19 protein-coding genes are annotated in these 24,349 nt (G+C 59.9%); 7 read left to right on the top strand and 12 right to left on the bottom strand.

Annotated features, from left to right (window positions below; all coding sequences use genetic code 11):
• Positions 1 to 204 precede the first annotated feature (204 nt).
• The 10 genes from ACVHNU_RS04330 to ACVHNU_RS04285 form a co-directional block, all read right to left on the bottom strand.
• Positions 205 to 2,193: a calcium-binding protein gene (locus ACVHNU_RS04330; protein ID WP_473019082.1), complete on the bottom strand. Its 1,989-nt coding sequence runs from the start codon at positions 2,191 to 2,193 to the stop codon at positions 205 to 207.
• 236 nt (positions 2,194 to 2,429) lie between these two features.
• Complete coding sequence (locus tag ACVHNU_RS04325; RefSeq protein ID WP_473019081.1) at positions 2,430 to 6,023, bottom strand: glycosyltransferase; 3,594 nt, start codon at positions 6,021 to 6,023, stop codon at positions 2,430 to 2,432.
• 110 nt (positions 6,024 to 6,133) lie between these two features.
• Complete coding sequence (locus ACVHNU_RS04320) at positions 6,134 to 7,702, bottom strand: flagellar hook-associated protein 3 (protein ID WP_262142303.1); 1,569 nt, start codon at positions 7,700 to 7,702, stop codon at positions 6,134 to 6,136.
• A 13-nt stretch (positions 7,703 to 7,715) separates the two neighbouring features.
• On the bottom strand, positions 7,716 to 9,761 hold the full coding sequence (flgK, locus tag ACVHNU_RS04315; protein WP_103483900.1) for a flagellar hook-associated protein FlgK: 2,046 nt from the start codon (positions 9,759 to 9,761) through the stop codon (positions 7,716 to 7,718).
• A gap of 24 nt (positions 9,762 to 9,785) precedes the next feature.
• The gene (flgJ, locus tag ACVHNU_RS04310) at positions 9,786 to 11,069 is read right to left on the bottom strand and encodes a flagellar assembly peptidoglycan hydrolase FlgJ (RefSeq protein WP_400508671.1); all 1,284 of its coding nucleotides are present in this window, start codon (positions 11,067 to 11,069) and stop codon (positions 9,786 to 9,788) included.
• Between the two features lie 11 nt (positions 11,070 to 11,080).
• Positions 11,081 to 12,169 carry a flagellar basal body P-ring protein FlgI gene (locus ACVHNU_RS04305; RefSeq protein ID WP_080593281.1) on the bottom strand — a complete coding sequence of 363 codons (1,089 nt, stop codon included), beginning with the start codon at positions 12,167 to 12,169 and terminating at the stop codon, positions 11,081 to 11,083.
• Between the two features lie 27 nt (positions 12,170 to 12,196).
• On the bottom strand, positions 12,197 to 12,892 hold the full coding sequence (gene flgH / locus ACVHNU_RS04300) for a flagellar basal body L-ring protein FlgH (RefSeq protein ID WP_262142305.1): 696 nt from the start codon (positions 12,890 to 12,892) through the stop codon (positions 12,197 to 12,199).
• Positions 12,893 to 12,944: 52 nt separating this feature from the next.
• Positions 12,945 to 13,730 (bottom strand): flagellar basal-body rod protein FlgG, encoded by a 786-nt coding sequence (gene flgG / locus ACVHNU_RS04295; protein ID WP_003222804.1) that lies wholly within the window; start codon positions 13,728 to 13,730, stop codon positions 12,945 to 12,947.
• 45 nt (positions 13,731 to 13,775) lie between these two features.
• Complete coding sequence (locus ACVHNU_RS04290) at positions 13,776 to 14,516, bottom strand: flagellar basal body rod protein FlgF (protein ID WP_007965507.1); 741 nt, start codon at positions 14,514 to 14,516, stop codon at positions 13,776 to 13,778.
• A gap of 351 nt (positions 14,517 to 14,867) precedes the next feature.
• Positions 14,868 to 16,430 (bottom strand): sigma-54-dependent transcriptional regulator, encoded by a 1,563-nt coding sequence (locus ACVHNU_RS04285; protein WP_473019080.1) that lies wholly within the window; start codon positions 16,428 to 16,430, stop codon positions 14,868 to 14,870.
• A 395-nt stretch (positions 16,431 to 16,825) separates the two neighbouring features.
• Between ACVHNU_RS04285 and phhA the strand changes: the two genes are divergently transcribed.
• The 6 genes from phhA (at position 16,826) to ACVHNU_RS04255 (ending at position 21,242) form a co-directional block, all read left to right on the top strand.
• Entirely contained in the window at positions 16,826 to 17,617 is a 792-nt protein-coding gene (gene phhA / locus ACVHNU_RS04280) for a phenylalanine 4-monooxygenase (protein WP_003222800.1), read from the top strand.
• A 118-nt stretch (positions 17,618 to 17,735) separates the two neighbouring features.
• The gene (locus ACVHNU_RS04275) at positions 17,736 to 18,092 is read left to right on the top strand and encodes a 4a-hydroxytetrahydrobiopterin dehydratase (RefSeq protein WP_003222798.1); all 357 of its coding nucleotides are present in this window, start codon (positions 17,736 to 17,738) and stop codon (positions 18,090 to 18,092) included.
• Positions 18,092 to 19,285 (top strand): amino acid aminotransferase, encoded by a 1,194-nt coding sequence (locus tag ACVHNU_RS04270; RefSeq protein ID WP_473019079.1) that lies wholly within the window; start codon positions 18,092 to 18,094, stop codon positions 19,283 to 19,285. The genes ACVHNU_RS04275 and ACVHNU_RS04270 overlap by 1 nt, the downstream gene beginning before the upstream one ends.
• 269 nt (positions 19,286 to 19,554) lie before the next feature.
• Positions 19,555 to 19,686, top strand: a complete 132-nt coding sequence (locus ACVHNU_RS04265; protein ID WP_003222792.1) for a hypothetical protein — start codon at positions 19,555 to 19,557, stop codon at positions 19,684 to 19,686.
• Between the two features lie 69 nt (positions 19,687 to 19,755).
• Positions 19,756 to 19,938, top strand: a complete 183-nt coding sequence (locus ACVHNU_RS04260; RefSeq protein ID WP_003222790.1) for a hypothetical protein — start codon at positions 19,756 to 19,758, stop codon at positions 19,936 to 19,938.
• A gap of 116 nt (positions 19,939 to 20,054) precedes the next feature.
• Positions 20,055 to 21,242, top strand: a complete 1,188-nt coding sequence (locus ACVHNU_RS04255) for an MFS transporter (protein ID WP_177434741.1) — start codon at positions 20,055 to 20,057, stop codon at positions 21,240 to 21,242.
• Here ACVHNU_RS04255 and arfB read toward each other — a convergent pair.
• Both arfB and ACVHNU_RS04245 read right to left on the bottom strand, forming a co-directional pair.
• The gene (gene arfB, locus ACVHNU_RS04250; protein ID WP_003222786.1) at positions 21,239 to 21,652 is read right to left on the bottom strand and encodes an alternative ribosome rescue aminoacyl-tRNA hydrolase ArfB; all 414 of its coding nucleotides are present in this window, start codon (positions 21,650 to 21,652) and stop codon (positions 21,239 to 21,241) included. The two genes, ACVHNU_RS04255 and arfB, sit on opposite strands and share 4 nt — an antisense overlap.
• 183 nt (positions 21,653 to 21,835) lie before the next feature.
• Complete coding sequence (locus tag ACVHNU_RS04245) at positions 21,836 to 23,254, bottom strand: amino acid permease (RefSeq protein WP_103522224.1); 1,419 nt, start codon at positions 23,252 to 23,254, stop codon at positions 21,836 to 21,838.
• Positions 23,255 to 24,147: 893 nt separating this feature from the next.
• Here ACVHNU_RS04245 and ACVHNU_RS04240 point away from each other — a divergent pair.
• Positions 24,148 to 24,285 carry a hypothetical protein gene (locus tag ACVHNU_RS04240; RefSeq protein WP_003222780.1) on the top strand — a complete coding sequence of 46 codons (138 nt, stop codon included), beginning with the start codon at positions 24,148 to 24,150 and terminating at the stop codon, positions 24,283 to 24,285.
• Positions 24,286 to 24,349 lie beyond the last annotated feature (64 nt).

The raw sequence follows: 24,349 nt of genomic DNA, 5'->3' as shown, positions 1-24,349 counted from the left end.
CGCGCCGTCTGGCTAACCCTTTTGCCGCCTGCGGCGTCGCTGCGATGACCGCGAGCGCTCGTTTTATGGCGATTTGAGGGGGACTTGCAGGAAACGCGCCAGCTCCGCGAGCGCTGCGTCGGGTGCGCCGTAAGGCATGAAAAAAGGGATGAATCCAGCAGCGGATTCATCCCTTTCATTGCGGTGCATCAACAGATCGAGTGATCAGCCGAACATGGCGAACCCATCAACCGTCGCCGGCAGGTCGTAGACCTGGCCGTCGGCAGTCTGCAGGTGCTCGATGTTGTTGAACCCGGCGTACCATCCCGCCAGTTTCACGCCGTTGTCCGGCACACCGCTGCTGCCGTCATTGGCGCTGTGCAGGTAGGCGTCATCGCCGATGCGGGTGACGTTCAACTGGCTGGCGTTGGTGATGGTGTTGAGGATCAGGGTGTCGTTGATGTCCAGCCCGTAATCCTGAATCGTCACCAGGCCGCTGGTGTTGACCACGTAAGTGTCGTCACCCTGGCCGCCATAGGCGCTGCCGCCGGAAGACGACTGGCCGGCAAGATTGAGAATCAGCAGATCATTCCCGCCATCACCGTTCAGCACGTAGTTGCTGCCCGTAGCGGTCAGCACATCGTTGCCTTCACCGCCAAAGGCCATTCCACGGCCCAGCGTGATCGTGTCGTTGCCGTCATCGCCACTGGCCCAGGTGAACAGATCATTGCTGGCACCGACGATGACATCATCCCCCGCGCCGCCCGACAGGGAGTCGGACTGCCCGGCCTGATCCAGACCGGATGCCAGGCCGCCATAGATGTGGTCATTGCCATCGCCACCGGTAATCTGGTCGTCGCCGGCCCCGCCCTCGAGGATGTTGTCGTCCGAATTGCCTTGCAGCGAATCGTTGTACTGACTGCCGCGCAGACCTTCGATATCGATGTAGATATCGTAGAGCGCAATTCCGCTCTGCGGCCCCCAGTTCAGAGAGGCGCTCAGGCCTTCAGTGCTGTCGTCGTAACTGACGATGTCGATACCGGCACCGCCTTCAAAACGGTCGCCACCTGCACCGCCCAGCAACACGTCATTGCCGGCACCGGAAACGATGGTGTTGGCTTCGTCGTTACCGTAGCCAGTGAAGTCGGCAGTGCCGGTATAGGTCAGGTTTTCCACGAACGCACTCAGCTTCAGTTCCGAAAGGCTAGTGAACACGTGATCGGTTCCGCCCATGAAACTGTCGTCTTCCTCGACCGTCACGCCGGCGCTGTTGATCACATAAACGTCATCACCGTGACCGCCTGCGACCGTCACACCGCTGGCGTTCACGGTGAAGCGGTCAGCACCGGTGGAGCCGATGACTTCTTCCACGCTAAGCAACGTATCGCCCGCAGCATTGGTGCCACCGCCGATCACAACGTTGGCCACATCGAACGCGTAACGATAATTCACGGTGTCATGACCGTCGGCACCATCGATGACCATCGAGCCTTGATGGCGATAAATCACATCATCGAACCCCGAGCCCTGAATCGCCTCGATACCGGTAAAGGTATCGCCGTAGGCAATGGTCAGTCCGTCGTAGTTGGTAAAATCTTCGACGCGCACGCCCTCGAGACTGTCGCTGTAGCTGACCGTATCGTAACCATCGCCACCGACAAAGTGGTCGGCACCAGCGCCGCCCCACAGCCAGTCATTGCCCGCTCCGGCGATGATCTCGTTGTCACTGGCGTTGCCGTAAACCTTGAGATCCCCCGTACCCGTGAAGGTCAGCTTCTCGATAAACGGGTCCATCTTGACCGTGTTGAGGCTGGTGCGCAGCTCGTCGTAGCCACCGTAGTTTTCTTCAATCAGGGTCACGCCTTCGGCGTCGACGATGTACAGATCATCACCGCCGCTACCGTCCAGCGTCACCCCGCCCACCGAAACGGTAAACGTGTCGTTGTGGTAACTGCCGGCCACCTTCTCCACCGACACCAGCGTATCGACCTTGCCGTCAGGCCCTGCGACCGTTGCCGCACCAGTGCCAAACTCGACGCTGACTCCCGAACCCATTGCGTAATAGTTCGCCGTGTCAAAACCTTCACCACCGTCGAGCAGGTCGGATCCCGCACTGGCCAGCAGTTGATCGTCGGACTCCAGTCCATGGAGTTCGTCATTGCCATCGGTGCCCGACAGGACATCCGCTTCACTCGTTCCATTTACTACTGCCATTTGCTTCTTCCTTGCGTTGTTGTCGAATCCGGAAATCGGTCACCTCAGACACGGGCCGGACGGTCTTCGCTGACCGTGCCAATTGAGCGTATGGAAAGGTATCGACAGAAAAATCCCGATGCTTGAGCCCGCGGCCAAAAAAAGTATCGGGCTTGATACAAAAACTTTTCGCCACGCAAAAAAAACAGGCGACTCGAAAGTCGCCTGTTTTTGCAGTGGGGCCGTGCGCGAATCGATCAATCCGCCAGCCAGCCATACTCCCAATACCGCAGGTTATCGCCACGCAACACGTAGTCACGCAACACGACCTCACGCAAATCATCACCCATGCGGTAGCTGGCATCCGGATCGGCCAGGTGCATGCGGATCGCTTGCAGCCACTCATCGGTGGTGTTGGTCTTGATCCGCGTGCACGGCAGGTAGCCGCGATAGGCCTCGGTGTCGGTGCAGATCACAGGGTAACCGCAGGCACCATATTCCAGCAGACGCAGGTTGCTCTTGCAGTCGTTAAAGATGTGAAACTCCAGCGGCGCCAACGCAAGATCCAGGTTGAGACTGGCCAGTTTTGCCGGATACACCTCGAGGGGGATTACACCGTGGAACTCGTGCATGTACGGCAGCAGGTCATCCGGACACATGCCGAAGAACACCCATTCGACTTCATTCGCCAGCTCACGAACCACGTCGGCGATGACCGCCAGATCGCCATGGTGACTGGTGCCTCCGCCCCAGCCCACTCGAGGTTTTTTCGAGGTACGGCGCTGGCTGCGAAGGTTGCTCCACATGTCTTTGGCCAACATGTTCGGCACAACACGAATATCGTGATGCATGTCCGACAGGACGTTGGCGAGCGGCTGAGTGGAGACCACCACACGATCACACAGGCCGATAGCACGTCGTACCATACGCTCCATGTCCTGCTTGCTCGGCATGTTGCGGATGTGCGCGTTGCGATGTGGAACGTCAATCACATAGTCGTCCAGCTCGAAGATTCGCCGCGCATTGAAATACTTCTTCAGTGGTGGAATTTCATCGATGGCGTGTTCCGAGTAGCGTCCTTGCAGCACGATAACGTCAGGCGTCTGGCGCTCGATATCAATGATCGATGGCAAGCCGTAACAAATGCGCCCCTCTACTCTGTTGGCCGCCTTCAGCTCGATCAACGGCTGACTCATGCGGTAATGCCCAATCGCCGAGGCATTGATCGGCACCGCAAGCACATTGGGCAACTGCACTCTGGAGAATGCGCTCCAGCCAGTGCGCAGCCCCGGCTCAAGACTGAAGCAAGTCGCTCCGATACCCTGCAAGGCCAGGTTGACGTTATAAGCCGGGTCACGCGCAATGAGCGGCAGCCAACGTCGATAAAACACTTCCTGTTCCTGGACATGCAGTTGCTCTTCCTGCTCCGTCGCCACACTGGTTGGCCGTTCGCCAATGGCCAGAATGGCGTAAGGGTTCCACACCACCAGATAGCCTTCCTGACCGATCCGCAGGCAGAGATCCGCGACATTGAGCGCTTGTTTCAGATCATGCTCATCCAGCCCCCCAAGCGCCTCGAAGAGCGATTTGCGGATCATCAGACAATCGCCACCCACAGCGCTCAGGTCTTGCACCGCTTGCAGACGGAACATATAGCCGTCGGACTGTGCAGGCTGACCGTAAAACGGAAGACCGACAGGCCCTTGCAAGCCAAGAATCAGGCCGGCATGCAACACGCAACCGTCCGGGTTGAACAGTTTGGCTCCGACCACACCCACTTCCGGGCGCTGTGCATGGTTGACCAGTTCGTCCAGCCAGTCAGCCTGAGTAATCACCACAAAGGAGTTGAGCATCAACACATACTCGCCGCGCGCCTGCGCCACCGAGAAATTGTGCAATGCAGCGACATTACTCGTTTGTGAACAGGTGATTACGCGGATCCGGTCACTGCCCAGCTGCGCCATGCCTTCCAGCCATGCCAGTGCTTCAGCGCTTTTGCTGCCGTTGTCGACCAACAGCAATTCGTACTCGGTGTAAGCAGTTTTTTCCAGTAGCGTCTCGACACAGCGCTGCAAAGCGGCTGTCTGGTCCTGCGTCACAATGATGATCGACACCAACGGGCGTCGGGCATGTTGATAGTCGATACGATTGAGCAACTCGCGGCTGCCACGGCGAATACCGTGTGCGACCTCCAAACGCTGCAAATGCGCTTCGAGCACCCGTGGGTTTTGCTCCACGACGCCTGGTTCGGCAAGCCATTTGGACAGGTCGTGCCTGGACTCCAGTAAAACTTCCGCGACATGGCCGATAGCCTGCGTCCCGTCGCTCTCGACCATGCGCCACAGCACGTCATGCGCTGCCAGCTCGGCAAAGTCCGGCTCAAACCCGCCCAGCTCAAGAAAACGTTCGCGCTTGAACGCCAGAGCACGCCCGACGTAAGGGTAGCTGCGCATGAGATCGATGTTGAAATCCGGTTTGAAAGCCGGCTCTACCGACTCACCACCGCGCAAACTGCCCTCATCGCTGTACAGGCAGGTGAAAGTGTTCGAGTGCGCGATCCGCTCTGCCATTATCAACAGCGCTGGCGCTACCAGACAATCACCGGCCTGCAACAGGTAGAACCAGTCGGCGCCTTCCAGCTGCGGCAGCAACGCATTGATCTGCTCCAGCCCGTCCCCTTGCAACGGCATGCGAAATACACGCCCGTCCAGCTCGGCTTCGGCACAGGACTCCGATAGCACCAGAATCAATTCTGGCGGGTAATCCTGAGCACCGAGCGCCTCCAACGTGCGTTCGAGACCGTTACGGTTGCCCCGACCATCAATGATGACCGGCACGATCCGGGGCTGATGCGGCCAATTGGAAATCGTTTCCGGCAGATATTTTCGCTGCTCGTCGGTGAGCACCCGACACGCCAGCCACTGCGCATAGAGTTCGGTAAAACTGAAACTGTCGGCGCCGACACTCCACTCCTGACGGCTCTGTTTGGTACCGAGAGTACGGCTCAAAGGCAGCTCCTCCCAGACTCGCGGCGACTCATCAGCCTTGGTCAACTGGACGTAGCGAACCCATCCGGATGCAGGTGCCGCCTCGCCGCTGCGGGCCTTGAGCATTTGCGAAATCCATTCGCGCTCAACCTCTACCGCATCCTTCATGGGTTGTTGTGCGCTCAAGCGCTCTGCGTAAAGTCGCTCGACGCTGAGCACATTGTTGGACAGCGCCAGATTGCCGCGCCGCAGCAGGCAGACGTACAGCGCGAAATCCAGGGTTGCGACAAAGCAGTAACCTTCCTGGGTCAGCGCCGGCAAGAGCTCCACAACATCCGCACGGCGGAACAAGGCGCTGCTGAACCCGCCCAGAACGTTGACCGGGAATTTTTCGAATATCCCCAGCAGATCATCGCCCTTGAGCAAGCCACTGAAAGGTGTCAACGAAGTATTTTCCAGACGCGAAGGCAGGATGATTTCGCCCGCATCCCACAGAAGTCGCTGGGCCACTACCAGACTGACTTCGTCGCGCAACAGTTCATGGGCTTGTTGTTCGACACAGGTGGAATAGAGAAGGTCGTCGTCACACAGAAATTTGATGAACTCACCCTGCGCCTGATCGAGGCAGACCTTCAGGTTGCCGACCATGCCCAACGTGCGTGGATTGCGCACGTAGCTCACGGCAAAACCCGTGCCCTCGACCACCTTGGCAACGATGTCTTCGATCTCGTTGCCGCGACTGTCATCACACACAATGATTTCGAGATTGCCGTAGCTCTGACCGACGGCACTGCGCAATGCCCGTTCGAAGAAACGTGGACTGAAGGCGGGAATGGCAATACTGACGAGAGGGAGTGAATTCACGGCGGGCTCACAGGCGGTACGAGCCCGCTCCTGAAAGCGAGCCCTGAAAACCGCAAAAAACATTAACTAAGGGGACACGGCAAAACGGGTGTTTGCACACCCGTTGACCATCAGATCTTGTTGAACAGACCCAACTGGCTGATTTTGCTGAAGGCCAGTTGCGCTGCCTGCAGCATGGTTTGCTGCAACGTCAGGCGGGTCATGACTTCGGCCGGATCCGAGTCGCGAATCGAACCCTGGGTCGTAGTGTTCGCGGTGCTCAGGCTCTGGTTGGTCACGGTTTGCATATCCAGCGACTGACCACGCGCACCGATTGCAGTAACCGCAGCACCAATCTGATTATTAGCGCTGTCGATGTTGCCAAGACCGGCCTCCATCGCGCCCTGGAATTTCTGCTTGGCCACGTCATCGCCATCGATTGGCGTGTTCATCGCAGTGATCATCTGGCCCAGGGTGTCGAGGATATTCTGGGTCTGATGATTGTTCGGCTGGATCGAGAACTGATCACCCGCTGCCGGTGCGCTGCCTAACGCGAAGGTCACACCAGCAGCGGTTGCGTTGCCCCCGGCCACCGTGCCGGACGACACAGGCTTGCTGTCAGCGGTAACAGGTGCAGCGTACAGATCGAACGCCGTGGCGCTGGTGAACTTGAGGACCGCGCCACCTTGCGGGAAGGCATTGTTATACGCCGCCTGGTCGGTGATGCTGGAACCGGTGATCACCGCGGTAGACGGGTTGCCCGGACTGCGCGTGGTGGTGAACGAGTCAGGCGTGGAAGCCAACTGGAAACTGTGCCCGGCAATGACCGCGTCAGGGTTAGTGTCACCCGCCTTCAGGTTAATGTTCAGCTTCATGTCGACACCACGGAAGCTGACCGTCTGGTTGGCGCCGCTGCTGTTGCTGACAACACCGTTCTTGCTGGCCTCGGCGGTAACGTCGTTGCCCAGGGCATCGGTGATTTTCAGCTGAGTACTGCTGACGAAGCTGACGGTGTAAGGCTGGCCAGCGGTGAACTTGGCATCATAGGTGGCTGCGGTGCCAACCGTACCGTTGGACAGCACCACACGACCGTCATCCACCGCCGGAGCAGTCATGGTGGTGTTGGTGCGACCGGTATTGATGGTCTGCTGGAAAGCATCCCAACCCGTGGTGTTGGTGCCGACGGTCATGCCGTCGCCGATACCCAGGTTGATGGTGGTCTGGTCACCGTTGTAAGAAAAGGTGCCGTCGGCATTCTGCGAGTACGGCGCGGTGTCGGTCTTCGAACCGGAGAACAGGTAGTTGCCGTTGGCATCCTTGGAGTTCATCAGGCCCAGCACTGTTTGCTGAATCTGCCCCAGCTCCTGAGCGTAGGCCTGGCGATCCTTGTCGGTGGCCGTGCCGTTGTTGGCGGCCAGAGACAATTCCTTGGCGCGTTGCAGTGCCGTGGTGATGGAGTCCAGCGTGGTTTCCTGTACGGACAACCCGCTCTTGGTGCTGCTGATATTGGTGTTGTACTGATCCAGCATCGCCGCCTGCTGGCCCAGTTGCAGCAAACGACCGGCACCGATCGGATCATCAGCTGCGGTGTTGATGCGCTGCAGGCTGCTGGCCTCGCTCGCTGTGGCAACGGCCTTGTTGAAGTTACGCTGATAGTCAGCCGCTTGGGTGCCGTAATACTGGGCGGTGGAAAGGCGCATGAATTACGACTCCTTAAAGGCTGTTGATCAACGTAGAGAATGTTTCCTGCGCCGCCTTGATGATCTGCGACGAGGCGGTGTAGTACTGCTGGTATTTGACCAGGTTGCCGGTTTCTTCATCCAGGTTGACCCCGGACAGCGAATCGCGTGCGCCCTGGGCCTGATCCAGAATCTGCGAAGTGGCCGTGGCGTCGGATTTGCCTTGCGCCGCTTTGGTACCGACGTTGGTCACCAGCTTGTTGTAGGCGTCGGTCAGGCTGATGCCCTTGCTCGCCGAACCGGTGTCGACGGTTTGCTTGGTTTGCAGGGCCACCAGCGCCTGCGCGTTGCGGTTGTCGGACGAGGCGGCACCGGTAAGGTTCATGGTGAAGGTTTCGCCGGACTTCGGCGTGCCGCCAACCGTGGTCTGCACGGTGAAGGTCTTCTGCACGTTCGGCGTGACGGTGGTGTCCATCACCGGGTTGCCGCTGGCGTCGACGATGCCCACTTTCAGGTTCAGCGTGTTCGACTGACCAGGAACGATGGTGCCAGTGCCGATGGTCGCGCCCTTGGCATCGACCAGGTTGTACGACTGGCTGCCGCCGCTCGCGTCACCGAACACCAGTTTGACCGGCGTCGAATTCTTCAGCGCCGCCTGCATGTCGGCCTGGGCAGTCGGGTTGTAGATATCAATCTTGTCGCTGAGCGTCGGCTGGGTGTAAGTGCCCAGGCCGTTGGCGCTGGCCGAGCCGGTCAATGGGCCGGCGGCGGCGATTTTCTTCGGATCGGTGAGCACCGTCTGGATGCTCGCCGCCGCGTTACGAGTCGGAGTCACCTTGAAGGTGTCACCGGCGCTCAGCGCACCGCCATTGAGCGACAGGCTGAAGCCGTCGATCACCGGAGGCGGGTTGGTGGTGGTGCTGAACGAACCGAGGTCGGTACCGTCGGAGCGTTTGACCGAGTAGTCGGTGGCGCTGGTGAAGGTGACCTGATAATCGCTGGTGGTCAGCTTGCCGGTGTCCTTGATGGTCACATCGAGGTTGCCCGAACCTGCGCTGTTGCCCGACTGCGCGATGCTGCGCTGACTGACCAGCGCGGCACTGTTGATGTTGTTGAACAGTGCTGCGCCGAAGTCACCGTTCTTGTCGATGCCCTGGGCTTGCTGGCTGTTGATCTGATCGGCGACGACCAGCGCTACACGCCCCAGCTCATTGAGCGAAGGGTCGAGGACGTCGCTGCGATAGGTCAGCAGGCCGCCGATTTCGCCACCGGTCATCGCCGAAGTGACGTCAATGGTGCTCGAACCGCGGTCCATCTGGATCGCCATGCGCGACGGATCGTCTTTGCTTGGCACGGTGCTCAGGGTGTTGGTGGTGTTGCCGATCACCAGTGGCTGACCACTGCCGATGTACACGTCGAAGCTGGTACCGCGCTCGACGACCTGCGCACCGGTCAGCTCGGACAGCTGACGCACGGCCTCGTTACGGCTGTCGAGCAGATCGTTCGGGGCACCGCCACTGGTGGAAATCTCACCGATCTTCTGGTTCAGATTGGCAATCGAGGTCGCCAGTTTGTTCACCTGGGCCGTCATGTCGCCCAGGCTGCCGTTGATGCTGGTGTTCTGGTCGTTCAGCTGTTTGGCGATGGTGTTGAAGCGACTGGTCAGCGCCTGTGCGCCGGTCAGCACCGACTGACGGGAGGTGTCATCGGTCGCCGAGGTCGCGACGCCCTGCATCGAGGTGAAGAACTTCTGCAACACGCCGGTCAGGCCGGTGTTGGTGTCGGACAACGTGGCGTCCAGGGGCGTGGCCTGGGCCAGGTACGACGCCGCTTCGCTGTTGAGCGAAGTCGCGGTGTGCAATTGCGATTCCAGGTAGGAGTTGTAGACCCGGCGCACGTCAGCCAGGGTTGTGCCCGTGCCGATGAAAACGGTGCCGTACTGCTGCGAGGCCTTGGTGCCCTGCACGGTTTGCTGGCGTGAATAACCGGCGGTGTCGACGTTGGCAATGTTGTTGCCTGTCGTAGCCAAAGAGGCCTGGCTCGACGCCAGACCCGACATCCCGATATTGAGCAAACTCATGGTTCAGACCTTATACCTTGTGCCTTAAAAAGGCTGGGTGGAAACGCCGGCCGCAGCATAGTTTTCAAAACTGTTCATCTGCTTGGCTATCTGCGAAATCTTCGTCGCGTAGTTCGGGTCGGTCGCGTAACCGGCCTTTTGCAACTCGCGTACAAACTGTTCTGGGTTATCGGCCGACTTCACCACATCTTGATAGCGATTGTTGGTCTGCAGCAAAGTCACCAGATCGTGGAAACTGTCCTTGTACGAGGCATAGGAACGGAACTGCGCCGTCTCCTTGACCATCTGCCCGTTGCGGAACTCGCTGGTGATTGCCCGGGCCGAATCGCCGGTCCAGTTGCTGCTGGCCTTGATGCCGAACAGGTTGTGACTGCTGCTGCCATCCTGAGCGCGCATGACCGATTTGCCCCAACCGGTTTCCAGTGCGGCTTGCGCCACCAGGTAGCGCGGATCGACACCGATACGCGCGGCGGCTTCTTTGGCCATCGGCAGCATGGTGTTGACGAATTCGTCGGCGGAGCTGAAGGCGCGCTTGGCCGGCGCCAGCGGAATCTGCGCCATTGCCCGGCCGTAAATCTGCATCTGCCCGCCGGACGCCTTGGCGTCTTCGGCACGACTCAGCCAGTCGCCGTTGTACAGCGGACCGGAACCAGTGGCGGCCGTGCTCGCGGTGCGTTGCGGCAACGCATTGGCGGCAGTCGGCGTAGCGGAAGGCACCAGACCGGCGAGCAAACGATCAGCCAGTTTCGGCGGCAGAGCCAGACGACGCTTGTTGATCATTTCCATGTCGTTGGCGTGGGCCAATTGAGTGTTCGGCGCATGCAACGAACGCGAGGCCCACAACGGGCGCTCGCCATTGAGCCGTGACAGCGGGCCGGTGCCGGTAGTGCCGGCAGCAATCGGCGTCTGCACCGCAGCGGCTTTCGCCGCTTCCTGCTTGGCAGCGGACGCGGCCGCAGCCTCACCCGGCGCCATTGGCTTGTTCTTCGACATCTGCTTCATCAGCACGTCGGCCAGACCGATACCACCGCCCTCGCGGGACAGCGACACCGCCAGTTGCTGGTCGTACATTTCCTGATATTGCTTGGCCGCCGGGGTGTTCATCGGGTTGTCTTTACCCAATGCTTCGGTGGCCGAACGCATCGACTTGAGCATTTCGCCGAGGAACAGCGATTCGAATTCCTGCGCCACTTTGCGCATGTTCGCATCGCTGTTCTTGTCGCCGACCTTGAGCTGGTTCAGACGATTGAGGTCGGAGTACGAACCCGAATCGCCAGTGCCCACCAGACTGCCTTTGCGCATATCCATGGTCGCCGTCCTCAGATCACGATCAGGTCGGCTTGCAACGCGCCGGCCTGCTTCAGTGCTTCAAGGATTGCCATCAGGTCACCCGGTGCCGCGCCAACCTGGTTTACCGCACGCACGATTTCGTCGAGGGTGGTACCCGGACCGAATTTGAACATCGGCTTGGCTTCTTGCTGGGCGTTGACCCGCGAGCGCGGCACAACGGCCGTCTGCCCATTGGACAACGGGCCCGGCTGGCTGACGATCGGGTCTTCGGTGATGGTCACGGTCAGACTGCCGTGGGTCACGGCGGCCGGCGAGACTTTCACGTTCTGGCCGATGACGATGGTGCCGGTACGCGAGTTGATGATGACTTTCGCCACCGCCTGACCCGGGTCGACTTCAAGGTTTTCGAGGATCGACAGGTAGTCGACGCGCTGGCTCGGATCGAGCGGCGCCGTCACACGAATCGAACCGCCATCGATGGCTTGCGCCACGCCAGGGCCGAGCATGTCGTTGATCTTGTCGACGATGCGCTTGGCGGTGGTGAAGTCGGAACGGTTGAGGTTCAGCGTCAGGCTGTTGCCCTGGTTGAAACCGCTCGGCACCGAACGCTCCACCGACGCACCGCCCGGGATGCGACCGGCCGACGGAACGTTGACGGTGATCTTCGAACCGTCGCGACCTTCAGCATCGAAACCGCCGACCACCAGGTTGCCCTGAGCGATGGCGTAGACGTTGCCGTCGATACCCTTGAGCGGGGTCAGCAACAGGGTGCCGCCGCGCAGGCTCTTGGAGTTACCGATGGAAGACACGGTGATATCGACCTGCTGCCCCGGTTTGGCGAACGCCGGCAGATCGGCACTCACCGACACCGCCGCGACGTTTTTCAACTGCACGTTGCCCGATCCCGGCGGCACCTTGATGCCGAACTGCGAGAGCATGTTGTTGAAGGTCTGCAGGGTGAACGGGGTTTGCGTCGTCTGGTCGCCGGTGCCGTTAAGCCCAACCACCAGGCCGTAACCGATCAATTGGTTGGAGCGCACGCCGGAAATACTGGCGATATCTTTCAGCCGCTCGGCGTGGGCACCAAAGGCTGCGGACATCAATGCCGCAGCCAGCATCAGGTGTTTGAAGTTCAAAGTCGCCACCTAGAAAGGGAACAGCGGGCTGAGGAAGAAACGGTCGAACCAGCCTGGCTGACTCGCATCGGCAAACGAACCGGTGCCCGAGTAGGTGATGCGCGCATCGGCGACCCGGGTCGACGACACGGTGTTGTCGGTGGCGATGTCATCGGCACGCACGAGACCGGCGATCCGCACCAGCTCGTCGCCGGTGTTGAGGGTCATCCACTTCTCGCCGCGCACGGCGATGATGCCGTTGGGCAGCACGTCGGCCACGGTCACGGTGATCGAACCGGTCAGGGTGTTGCCCTGCGCCGCCTTGCTGTCACCCTTGGTTGCACGGTCGCCGCTGTAGCCGACATCCAGACTCAGGTCATTGCCACCCAACGGGTTGTTGGTGGTGCCACTGCCGCCGAACAGCGAGGTCAGGCCGATGCCGGTCTTGCTGTTCTTGGCCACTTGGGAGTTGGCGCTTTTGCTGGCCTGGGTCTTCTCGTTCAGGGTGATGGTGATGATGTCACCGACCCGGAACGCCTTGCGGTCGCTGTACAGGTTCTGCTCGAAGCCAGCCTGATAGATCGAGCCATTGTTGGCTGCAGCCGGCAACGGCGTACGCGGCAATACCGGGGCATAGTAAGGGTCATTGGGCTTTGGCGGCGGAGCGACGCAGCCCGCGAGCGAGACGACCCCACCCAATGCCAGAACAGATACGAAGCGTTTCATGACCCTTACCTCACGGTGTTGCAGGCGGCCTCATGGCCGCCTCATAGACTGATTACAGATTCTGCGTTACGAACGAGAGCATCTGGTCGGCGGTGGAGATCACCTTGGAGTTCATCTCGTAAGCGCGCTGAGTGGTGATCATGTTGACCATCTCTTCAACGGTGCTGACGTTGGAACCTTCCAGGGTGTTCTGCAGCGTGGTACCGAAACCGTTCAGGCCCGGGGTGCCGATTTGCGGCGCGCCGGAAGCAGCGGTTTCGAGGAACAGGTTGTTGCCCACTGCTTGCAGACCGGCCGGGTTGATGAAGTCGGCGGTTTGCAGGTTGCCGATCACCTGAGCAGCCGGGTTGCCTGGCACTGTGATCGACACGGTGCCGTCGGTGCCGACGGTGAAGCTCTGCGCGTTATTCGGGATGACGATGGCCGGCTCCAGGGCGAAACCGCTGGCGTTGACGATCTGGCCGTTGGAGTCGAGGTGGAAAGTACCGTCACGGGTGTAGGACGTGGTGCCGTCCGGCTGCAGGATCTGGAAGAAACCGCGACCGTCGATGGCCATGTCCAGCGGCTGCTCGGTGGTTTGCAGGCTGCCGGCGGTGAAGTTTTTCTGCGTGCCGACGATGCGCACACCGGTACCCAGTTGCAGACCCGACGGCAGTTCGCTGTCCTGGGTCGACTGGGCGCCTGGCTGACGCTTGATCTGATACAGCAGGTCCTGGAATTCGGCACGGTCACGTTTGAAACCCGTGGTCGAGACGTTCGCCAGGTTGTTGGAAATGGTGGTCAGGTTGGTGTCCTGGGCGGACAGACCGGTTTTGGCAACCCATAGAGCCGGAAGCATTCGATTCTCCTCGTGCGCCTGTTTTACGGCGCGACGTTCTGATAATTAGCTGATCTGCAAGACCCGAGCCATGGCCTGGTCGTCGTCTTTGGCGGTGTTCATCATCTTGACGTGCAACTCGAACTGCTTGGCCAGGGCCAGCACCGAGGTCATTTCTTCCACGGCATTGACGTTGCTCGACTCAAGGAAACCCGACACCAGTTTGACGTTGGCATCGGCCGGCGCAGGCTGGCCGTCCTTGGTGTAGATCGAGCCATCGAGGCCCTTGTTGAGGTTCTTGATGTCCGGGTTGACCAGTTTGATCCGGTCGACTTCCGCCATGACGCGCGGGCCTTCGCCCATCGCACGAATACTGATGGTGCCGTCTTCACCGACTTCGACCTGCTGCTCCGGCGGCACGGCGATCGGCCCGCCGTTGCCCAATACCGGCATGCCGTTACCGGCGCGCAATACGCCGAGGGCGTCGATGTTCAGGCTGCCGGTGCGCACGTAGCTTTCGCCGCCGTTGGGGTTCTGCACGGCAATGAAACCGTTGCCGGTCACGGCGACGTCAAGGTCACGCCCGGTCTGCACCAGCGAACCGGCGGTGAAGTCGGTGGCGGGCCGTTCGCTCATGGCAAACGCACGCGCCGGAAAGCTGTCACCGAACACCGGCATCGAACGCGCCTGCTCCAGGTCGCGCTGAAAACCATTGGTGGAGATGTTCGCCAGGTTGTTGGCATGCGCCTTTTGCGCCAGTGCGTTCTGACTGGCGCCGGTCATTGCCACATAAAGGTACTTGTCCACACTCTTTCCTCTGCATGCCGGACGTTTGCCGCCCACCGCTGTACTGCTGAGCCATAAGCAATTTGCAGACCAACTTTTTTCTGGCGGCTTGCGGCCCGGTAAACAAAGGACTTGAGGGGGTTTGCGGGGAAATTGAAAATGTATCGAAGTCGAAAAACCGGCGGTGTTATGCCGCTGGGCGGCAATCCCGTTTTTTGCAGATGGAAATAAAACCTGTGGCGAGGGAGCTTGCTCCCGCTCGACTGCGAAGCAGTCGCAAACCCGGCGAATGCGGTATATCTGATTCACCTTATTGAATGGATTTGGGTTTGCTGCGCAACCCAGCGGGAGCAAGCTCCCTCGCCACAATGGTCAATCGGCTGGGTCTTTACCGACTTCGTACTCACGCAGCTTGTTGGCAATAGTCGTATGCGAAACCCCCAGCCGCTTGCCCAACTGCCGACTGCTCGGGTGTTCGGAATACAGGCGCTCGAGCACCGCTTTCTCGAAGCGTCCGACGATCTCGTCCAGCCCGCCCTCCAGCGAGAAATCGCCAAGCGGCTGACGCACGCCGTAATCCGGCAGGCGAATGTGTTCGACCTTGACCGTGCCGCCCTCGCACAGCGAAACCGCCTGAAACAGCACGTTTTCCAGCTGCCGCACGTTGCCCGGCCAGTGGTAATGACTGAGCCGATCCATCGCCGCCGGCGCCAGTTTCGGCAGCGAACAGCCGATCTGCCGACTGGCCTGATCGAGGAAGTGCTCGACCAACGGGGCCAGACCGTCGAGGCATTCGCGCAGTGGCGGGATGTGCAGCGAAAGCACGTTCAAGCGGTGATACAGATCCTGACGAAACTCGCCGCGCGCGCACAATTCGGACAGGTCGACCTGGGTCGCGCAGATCACTCGCACGTCCAGATACACTTCTTCGTCGCTGCCGACCCGGCGGAAGCAGCCGTCCTGCAGAAAGCGCAGCAGTTTCACCTGCAAGCGCGGGCTCATTTCCCCGACGCCATCGAGGAACAGCGTACCGCCCGCCGTCAGCTCCAACAGGCCGAGCTTGCCTTCGGCGCGCGCACCTTCGAACGCGCCGGGGCCATAGCCGAACAGCTCGGTCTCGGCCATCGACTCCGGCAGCCCGGCGCAATTGAGCGCCATCAGCGGCGACTGCCCGCGCGGGCTGGCGAGGTGACAGGCGCGGGCCAGCAACTCTTTACCGGTGCCGGTTTCGCCTTCTATCAATAGCGGCGCATCCAGCGGCGCCATGCGCCGCGCTTCACGCACGACAGCGGCCATCACTTTCGAGCTCTGGAAGATACTGTCGAAGCCGCGCAGTTCCTGCTTGCGCACGTTATAGATACGCTCACCAACGCGGTCGGCGCGGTGCAAGGTCAGCACCGCACCGGCCATGGCTTCACTGTCGTCGTGCTCCGATTGCAGCGGCGCGATGTCGGCGAGAAAGATGTCGCCCTTGACCTTGACACGCATGCCGTTGATTCGCGACTTGTTGGCACGCACCAGTTCCGGCAAATCGAAATCCTCGGCATAGCGCGACAGCGGAATCCCCGGCACCTCGTCCACCCGCACCCCGAGCAACTGCGCCGCCGCGCGGTTGGCGGCGACGATCGAGCCACCCATGTCGATCGATAGCACCGGGAATTCCAGCGCGCCGAGCAACGCGTTCAACTCCATGTGCCGACGCTCGCTGGGCATCAGCCCGACGCGCTTGACCCCAAACACCCCGGCAATCGCCTCGAACTTCGGCCGCAGCGCCTGGAACTGGATGTTGATCAGGTTCGGACAATGCAGATAGATCGCGTTGCCGTGCTCGCCGCCGACCTCGCCGCGTGCAACGTTGATCCCGTACTCCACCAGCAGGTTGAGGATGTCGCGCAGGATGCCGATGCGGTTCTGGCAGTGGACTTTGATACGCATAAAAAGAGGCCCGACAAGGATGAGGGGTTGAACACAATCCCTGTGGGAGCGGGCTTGCTCGCGAAGACGGTGTGTCAGTCGCCATTCATTCAGCTGACACACCGCTTTCGCGAGCAAGCCCGCTCCCACAAGAGATTTGCGCTGCGGTTTGGCCTGACTTTTCTGTCGAGGCGCGCAGATAGTTGTCAAGATTATGTGACAGCCACGACCCTTTTCAAACCTGCAAATCACCGCAAATGCGAGATACCGGCCAAAGCGTAACGATTTTTTTACGAAATACGGCGAATTTTCCTACACAGAGACCGCTCAACCTGCTGCATCCAACCCCGCACTCGGGTAATCCTGAGCCCATCGCTGGACATAACAAGAACGAATTCCCCTAGCAGGAGAGCAGTATGAAGCAGACGCAGTACGTGGCCCGCGAGCCCGATGCGCAAGGTTTTATCGACTACCCCGCCGAAGAACACGCGGTGTGGAACACGCTGATCACTCGCCAGCTGAAAGTGATCGAGGGTCGGGCGTGCCAGGAGTACCTGGACGGTATCGAAAAACTCGGTCTGCCCCACGACCGCATTCCGCAGCTCGGCGAAATCAACAAGGTACTCGGTGAAACCACCGGTTGGCAGGTTGCCCGCGTTCCGGCACTGATTCCCTTTCAAACCTTCTTCGAATTGCTCGCCAGCAAACAGTTTCCGGTGGCCACGTTCATTCGCACCCGCGAAGAACTGGACTACCTGCAAGAGCCGGACATTTTTCACGAGATTTTCGGTCACTGCCCGCTACTGACCAACCCATGGTTCGCCGAATTCACCCACACCTACGGCAAGCTCGGCCTGCAGGCCACCAAGGAAGAGCGCGTATATCTGGCGCGTCTGTATTGGATGACCATCGAGTTCGGCCTGGTCGATACCCCGCAAGGCAAACGCATCTACGGTGGCGGCATCCTGTCCTCGCCAAAAGAAACCGTTTACTCGCTGTCGGACGAACCCGAACATCAAGCCTTCGATCCGCTGGAAGCGATGCGCACGCCGTATCGCATCGACATTCTGCAGCCGCTGTACTTTGTCTTGCCGAACCTCAAGCGCCTGTTCGACGTCGCCCATGAAGACATCATGGCCATGGTCAAGCAAGGCATGCAGCTGGGGTTGCATGCTCCGAAGTTTCCGCCAAAACCGAAAGCCGCGTGATCCGCGTCTTTTGCTGACAATTGAGTCTGTCAGTCGCCGCCACTTTGGTTTAGCGTGACGGTATTGACGGGCCGATAGCTTCTATAAAAAAAACACACTCGATTTCAGGAATCACACCATGTCCACTTTGAACCAAGCCCACTGCGAAGCGTGCCGTGCCGATGCGCCACAAGTCAGCGACGAAGAACTGCCGATCCTGATCAAGCAGATCCCGGACTGGAACATCGAAGTTCGCGACAGCATCATGCAGCTGGAGAAGGTCTTCCTGTTCAAGAACTTCAAGCATGCGCTGGCGTTCACCAACGCTGTCGGCGAGATCTCCGAGGCCGAAGGTCACCACCCGGGCTTGCTGACCGAGTGGGGCAAAGTCACCGTGACCTGGTGGAGCCACTCGATCAAGGGTCTGCACCGCAACGACTTCATCATGGCCGCACGCACTGACGAAGTGGCCAAGACCGCAGAAGGACGCAAGTAATGCACTTCGACGCCATCGGCCGGGTACCCGGCGACCCGATCCTCGGTTTGATGGAGGCCTATGCGCAGGACACTAACCCGCGCAAGTTCGACTTGGGCGTTGGCGTCTACAAGGATGCCCAGGGCCTGACGCCGATCCCCGAAGCGGTGAAAATCGCCGAGGCGCGACTGGTCGAAAGCCAGGACACCAAGACCTACATCGGTGGTCACGGCAATCCGCTGTTCGGCAAGGTCATCAATGAGCTGGTGCTCGGCGCCGACTCGAAGCTGATCGCCGAACAGCGCGCCGGCGCCACCCAGACCCCGGGCGGTACCGGCGCGCTGCGTCTGGCAGCCGACTTCATCGCCCAGTGCCTGCCGGGCAAGGGCGTATGGCTGAGCAACCCGACCTGGCCGATCCACGAAACGATTTTCGCGGCGGCCGGGGTCAAGGTCAGTCACTACCCTTATGTGGGCAGCGACAACCGCCTCGACGTCGATGCGATGCTCGCTGTGCTTAACGAAGTGCCGCACGGCGACGTGGTGCTGCTGCATGCGTGCTGCCACAACCCGACCGGTTTCGACCTGAATCATGACGACTGGCACCGCGTGCTCGACGTGGTGCGCCGCCGTGACCTGCTGCCGCTGATCGACTTTGCCTACCAGGGCTTTGGCGATGGACTGGAGCAGGACGCGTGGTCGACCCGGCTGTTCGCCGCCGAGGTTCCCGAGCTGCTGATCACCAGTTCCTGCTCGAAGAACTTCGGCCTGTACCGCGACCGCACTGGTGCATTGATTGTCTGTGCAAAAACCGCTGACAAGCTGATCGACATCCGCAGCCAACTGGCCAACATCGCCCGCAACCTGTGGTCGACGCCACCGGATCACGGTGCGGCAGTAGTCGCGACCATCCTCGCCGACCCGGAGCTGAAAAGCCGCTGGGCCGATGAAGTGGAAGCCATGCGCTTGCGCATCGCCCAATTGCGCAGCGGCCTGGTCGAAGCACTGGAACCGCACGGCCTGCGAGAGCGCTTTGCGCACATTGGCGTCCAGCGCGGAATGTTCTCCTACACCGGCCTGTCGCCGGAGCAGGTGAAACAACTGCGTGAGCATCACAGCGTGTACATGGTCAGCTCGGGCCGGGCCAACGTCGCCGGGATCGATGCCACGCGCCTGGCGCTGCTGGCACAAGCCATCGCTGACGTCAGCAAGTAACACCGCCATCCCCCTGTAGGAGTGAGCCTGCTCGCGATAGCGGCGTACCAGCCAGCATATGAGTTGACTGACACACCGCCATCGCGAGCAGGCTCACTCCTACAGTTGTTTTTGCGGCGACCTTTGTTATTGCGCCTCCCCCTGCGGCCATCTGTCGCATTATTTTGAATTAAAAGTCTGATTGTCATTTTTCCTGCTGTATCCTGCGCAGGCTTTCAAGAAGCGCGGATCTACCAGATCTATCAACAGACTTAGCGAGGAGCGCAACCATGCACGAGATTCCTAATCTCCCCTTCCCAAGCCTGCACGTACCTGAGCAGACGACCACGCAACAAGCCGGTGCCCAACAGCCCGAGCCGAAAGAAGCCGTTGAGAGCCGCCCGGCCGACAGCGAAGAGTAAAACCCGCCGTACAGACCGTGTGGAAAGCGCTAAGATGCGCTTTCCACACTGCCTGAAACCGAGCCCGCCATGACCGACGAATTTTCTGAAAGCCAAGCTGCCGTCCTGATCGGCGCCACCGAGAAAATGATCGAGATCTGGAACCGTCTCTCCCCGGAAAAACAGGCCGCCCTGCTCGCCCGTTTCGGCAGCGAAGAAAACGCCCTCGCTGCACTGGTCACTACACAACTGGTCGCCCCGGCCAAACCCTGAAGCCACCCGCCCGGCAAATAGTTTTACTTTTCCCCGCCCCTGACTCGTTCGCGCCGGTATCATAAGCAGCCTATCTAATCCTGCTTTGCCGTGGATCGTTACTCATGTCGTCCTCTATGTCAGAACCCCAGCGTCCCCTGGCGGTCACGCTGCAAGTCGTTTCCATCGTCCTCTTCACCTTCATCGGCTACCTGAACATCGGCATTCCGCTCGCGGTGTTGCCGGGCTATGTCCACAGCGACCTGGGCTTCGGCGCGGTGATCGCGGGGCTGGTGATCAGCGTGCAATACCTCGCCACCCTGCTCAGCCGTCCGTACGCCGGCAAGATCATCGACAACCAGGGCAGCAAACGTGCGGTGATGTATGGCCTCGCCGGCTGCGGCTTGAGTGGGGTGTTCATGCTGATTTCGGCGTGGACACCCAACCTGCCGATGCTCAGTCTGATCAGCCTGTTGATCGGCCGACTGGTGTTGGGCAGCGCGGAAAGTCTGGTCGGCTCCGGTTCGATCGGCTGGGGCATCGGTCGCGTCGGTGCGGCGAACACCGCCAAAGTGATCTCGTGGAATGGCATCGCCAGTTACGGCGCGCTGGCGGTGGGTGCGCCGTTCGGCGTGTGGCTGGTCGGCCAGTTGGGGTTGTGGAGCATGGGTGTCAGCATCATCCTGCTGGCGGCGCTGGGCCTGCTGTTGGCGTGGCCGAAAACCGCTGCGCCGATTGTCGCCGGTGAGCGTCTGCCGTTCATGCATGTGCTCGGTCGCGTGTTCCCGCACGGCTGCGGTCTGGCGCTGGGCTCGATCGGGTTCGGCACCATCGCCACCTTCATCACCCTGTATTACGCCACCCGGCACTGGGACAACGCGGTGTTGTGCCTGAGCCTGTTCGGCGCCAGCTTCATCGGCGCGCGGCTGCTGTTCGGCAACCTGATCAACCGTCTCGGCGGCTTCCGCGTAGCGATTGCCTGCCTGTCGGTGGAAACCCTCGGCCTGTTGCTGCTGTGGCTGGCACCGGATGCACATTGGGCGCTGGCCGGGGCGGCGTTGAGCGGCTTCGGTTTCTCGCTGGTGTTCCCGGCGCTGGGCGTGGAAGCGGTGAATCTGGTGCCAGCCTCCAGCCGTGGTGCGGCGGTCGGCGCCTATTCACTGTTCATCGACTTGTCACTGGGGATCACCGGGCCACTGGCCGGGGCGATTGCCGCGGGCTTCGGTTTTGCCTCGATCTTTCTGTTTGCCGCCATTGCCGCGCTGAGCGGTCTGGCGCTGAGCGTGTACCTGTACAAGCACACGGCGAAGTACCGCGAAGACTAGAAATCCACCTTGCCACGCCCGGCCTTGATGCTGCCACGCTTGGTCTTGGATTCGAGCCGGCGCTTCTTCGAGCCAAGGGTCGGCTTGGTCGGGCGGCGCTTCTTTTCGACCTTGGTGGCGCTGAGGATCAGTTCGGTCAGACGCTCCAGCGCATCGGCACGGTTGGCTTCCTGCGTGCGGTATTGCTGAGCCTTGATGATCAGCACGCCATCACTGGTGATGCGACTGTCACGCAGCGCCAGCAGCCGCTCCTTGTAGAACTCGGGCAAGGACGAGGCCGGAATGTCGAAACGCAGGTGCACGGCACTGGAGACCTTGTTGACGTTCTGCCCACCGGCGCCTTGCGCGCGGATGGCCGTCAGTTCGATCTCGGCATCCGGCAGATGCACGTTGTTGGAAATCACCAGCATGGAAAAGCGTCCGTATTCAGAAGCAGCAGGATACGCCATCAACCCTGTAGGAGTTGCCGAAGGCTGCGATCTTTTGATCTTGATCTTTAAAACAGATCAAAAGATCGCAGCCTTCGGCAGCTCCTACAGGGGCAACAAAAAACCCGGCACATTGGCCGGGTTTGTCGTTTTTTGCGTCAGCGCTTACTTCGAAGCGCTGGCCGCGTGCAGCGCCTGCTGCGCGCCGCGCTTGTTCTTGATCACGTAGCAGACCCACATGAACACGACCCACACCGGAATCGCGTACACCGAGATCTGGATGCCCGGGATCAGCAGCATCACGCCAAGGATGAACACCACGAACGCCAGGCAAACGTAGTTGCCGTACGGGTACCACAGCGCCTTGAACAGTGGCGTCTGCTGCGTCTTGTTCATGTGCTGGCGGAACTTGAAGTGCGAGAAACTGATCATCGCCCAGTTGATCACCAGGGTTGCCACCACCAGCGACATCAGCAGTTCCAGCGCCTGTTGCGGGATCAGGTAGTTGAGCAACACCGCCACCAGAGTGACCGCAGCCGAAGCCAGGATCGAACGCACCGGCACGCCGCGCTTGTCGATCTTCGCCAGACCTTTCGGCGCATCGCCCTGCTCGGCCATGCCCAGGAGCATGCGGCTGTTGCAGTAGGTGCCGCTGTTGTACACCGACAGTGCCGCGGTCAGCACCACGAAGTTAAGGATGTGCGCGGCGGTGTTGCTGCCGAGCATCGAGAACACCTGCACGAACGGGCTGCCGCTGTAGGAATCGCCAGACGCATTGAGGGTCGCCAGCAGGCTGTCCCATGGGGTCAGCGACAGCAGGATCACCAGTGCACCGATGTAGAAAATCAGGATGCGGTAGATCACCTGATTGATCGCTTTCGGGATCACGGTCTTCGGCTTGTCCGCTTCTGCAGCGGTGAAACCGAGCATTTCCAGACCGCCGAAGGAGAACATGATGATCGCCATCGCCATCACCAGACCGCTGACGCCGTTGGGGAAGAACCCGCCGTGCGACCACAGGTTGCTGACCGAGGCCTGCGGGCCGCCATGGCCACTGACCAGCAGGTAGCTGCCCAGCGCGATCATGCCGACGATCGCCACGACCTTGATGATCGCGAACCAGAATTCGGCCTCACCGAAGACCTTGACGTTGGCCAGATTGATCGCATTGATCAGCACGAAGAATGCAGCGGCGGTGACCCAGGTCGGGATGTCCGGCGCCCAGTAGTGGATGTACTTGCCGACCGCCGTCAGCTCCGACATGCCCACCAGAATGTACAGAATCCAGCAGTTCCAGCCCGACAGGAAACCGGCGAAGCCGCCCCAGTACTTGTGCGCAAAATGACTGAAGGAACCGGCCACCGGCTCTTCGACAATCATCTCGCCGAGCTGGCGCATGATCATGAAGGCGATGAAGCCGCAGATGGCGTAGCCGAGGATCATCGACGGGCCGGCGGATTTCAGGACCCCGGCCGAGCCGAGGAACAATCCGGTACCGATCGCGCCACCGAGGGCGATCAGTTGAATGTGGCGATTTTTCAGGCCGCGTTTCAGCTCGCCTGATTGCGAGGGTTGTCCACTCATGAAAAAGGTCTCACGCAAGGTTTGATGATGTTCAGTAGACGTTGCTGCAAGGTTGCGATTTCAGGCAGCCCCGATCAAACCCCAGCGCAGGCACCAGGAGTTCAGCTTATTTACAACGGTCATGCGTCACCTGTTTGTTTTTATCTGTGACGAAATCGAACCCGACACGCTTGTGGCGCGGCGGAGTGAACAAGGCGGATGGCCTTGAGGTTTGCGCGATTACGCAGAGGGTCACAGTTAAAACGCGGCGCATTGTACACCGCTAACCCCCTGCTGCCAGACCCCGCTGGATCAGCGTGTCGGTTGCCGGGATTGCGTGGGTCCGCCTCGAGACACTCGGGCGGCTGCAAAAATTGAGTCAGGCCTTTGCAGGCCATCGACGGGGACGAGCGAAAAACCGCCCCACGGAGAGAAGTGAAGATCAATCACGGCGTTCATTGCGCCTCCTTCTTGTTATGCACCTGCACGACAGGCATGAGGCGCATCTCACCCTGCAAACGATGCTGAAACAAGCGCGCCAGAGCCTTGCGTGATGCCTTTGTGGCCGGGCTTCGGCAGGTTTTCCTTACAGCGTCGGCAAGGGGGTAAATCCACTGGGCTTTACCGGAGTTTTCGTAAACTTTTCTTTACGATGCGTAACGCAGATTTTCCATTTCGGAAAATTCTGTAGGACGTCTGCAAATTGACGGTAGCAAGCTTGCTAATGAAAGTTGCCGTTTAGTTTTTTGTTTTCAAATAAGAAAACCGTCGTTTAAAAACAGAATAAAAAGTTTATTTAAATTTTAAATAAATAATTTTTTGCATTACAAAACACCCTGAACTAGGTTCTTCACGTCTTGCCGGCCAACTCGACCGGCCAGTCACAACCGTGAAAGTCATCTAGGAGATCGACCATGCAAGCACTGGAAAAAGACTTGGATACCGAACTGCAACTGGACGAATGGTTTGAAGCACCGACCCATGAGGCGGCCGTGGAAATGATGCAAGCCGACGCGGTGGTTCCGTTCGGCACGGCGATGTGGCCTCTGTAAGACATCCCGGGCAGGCACGATCCGGCCGGTCGTGCCTGCCGCTTTTTTCACGGTCAGTCAGGGA

The sequence above is a fragment of the Pseudomonas sp. Ors-4-3C genome (assembly GCF_055755035.1).
This window is presented reverse-complemented; position numbering and strand designations above follow the sequence as displayed.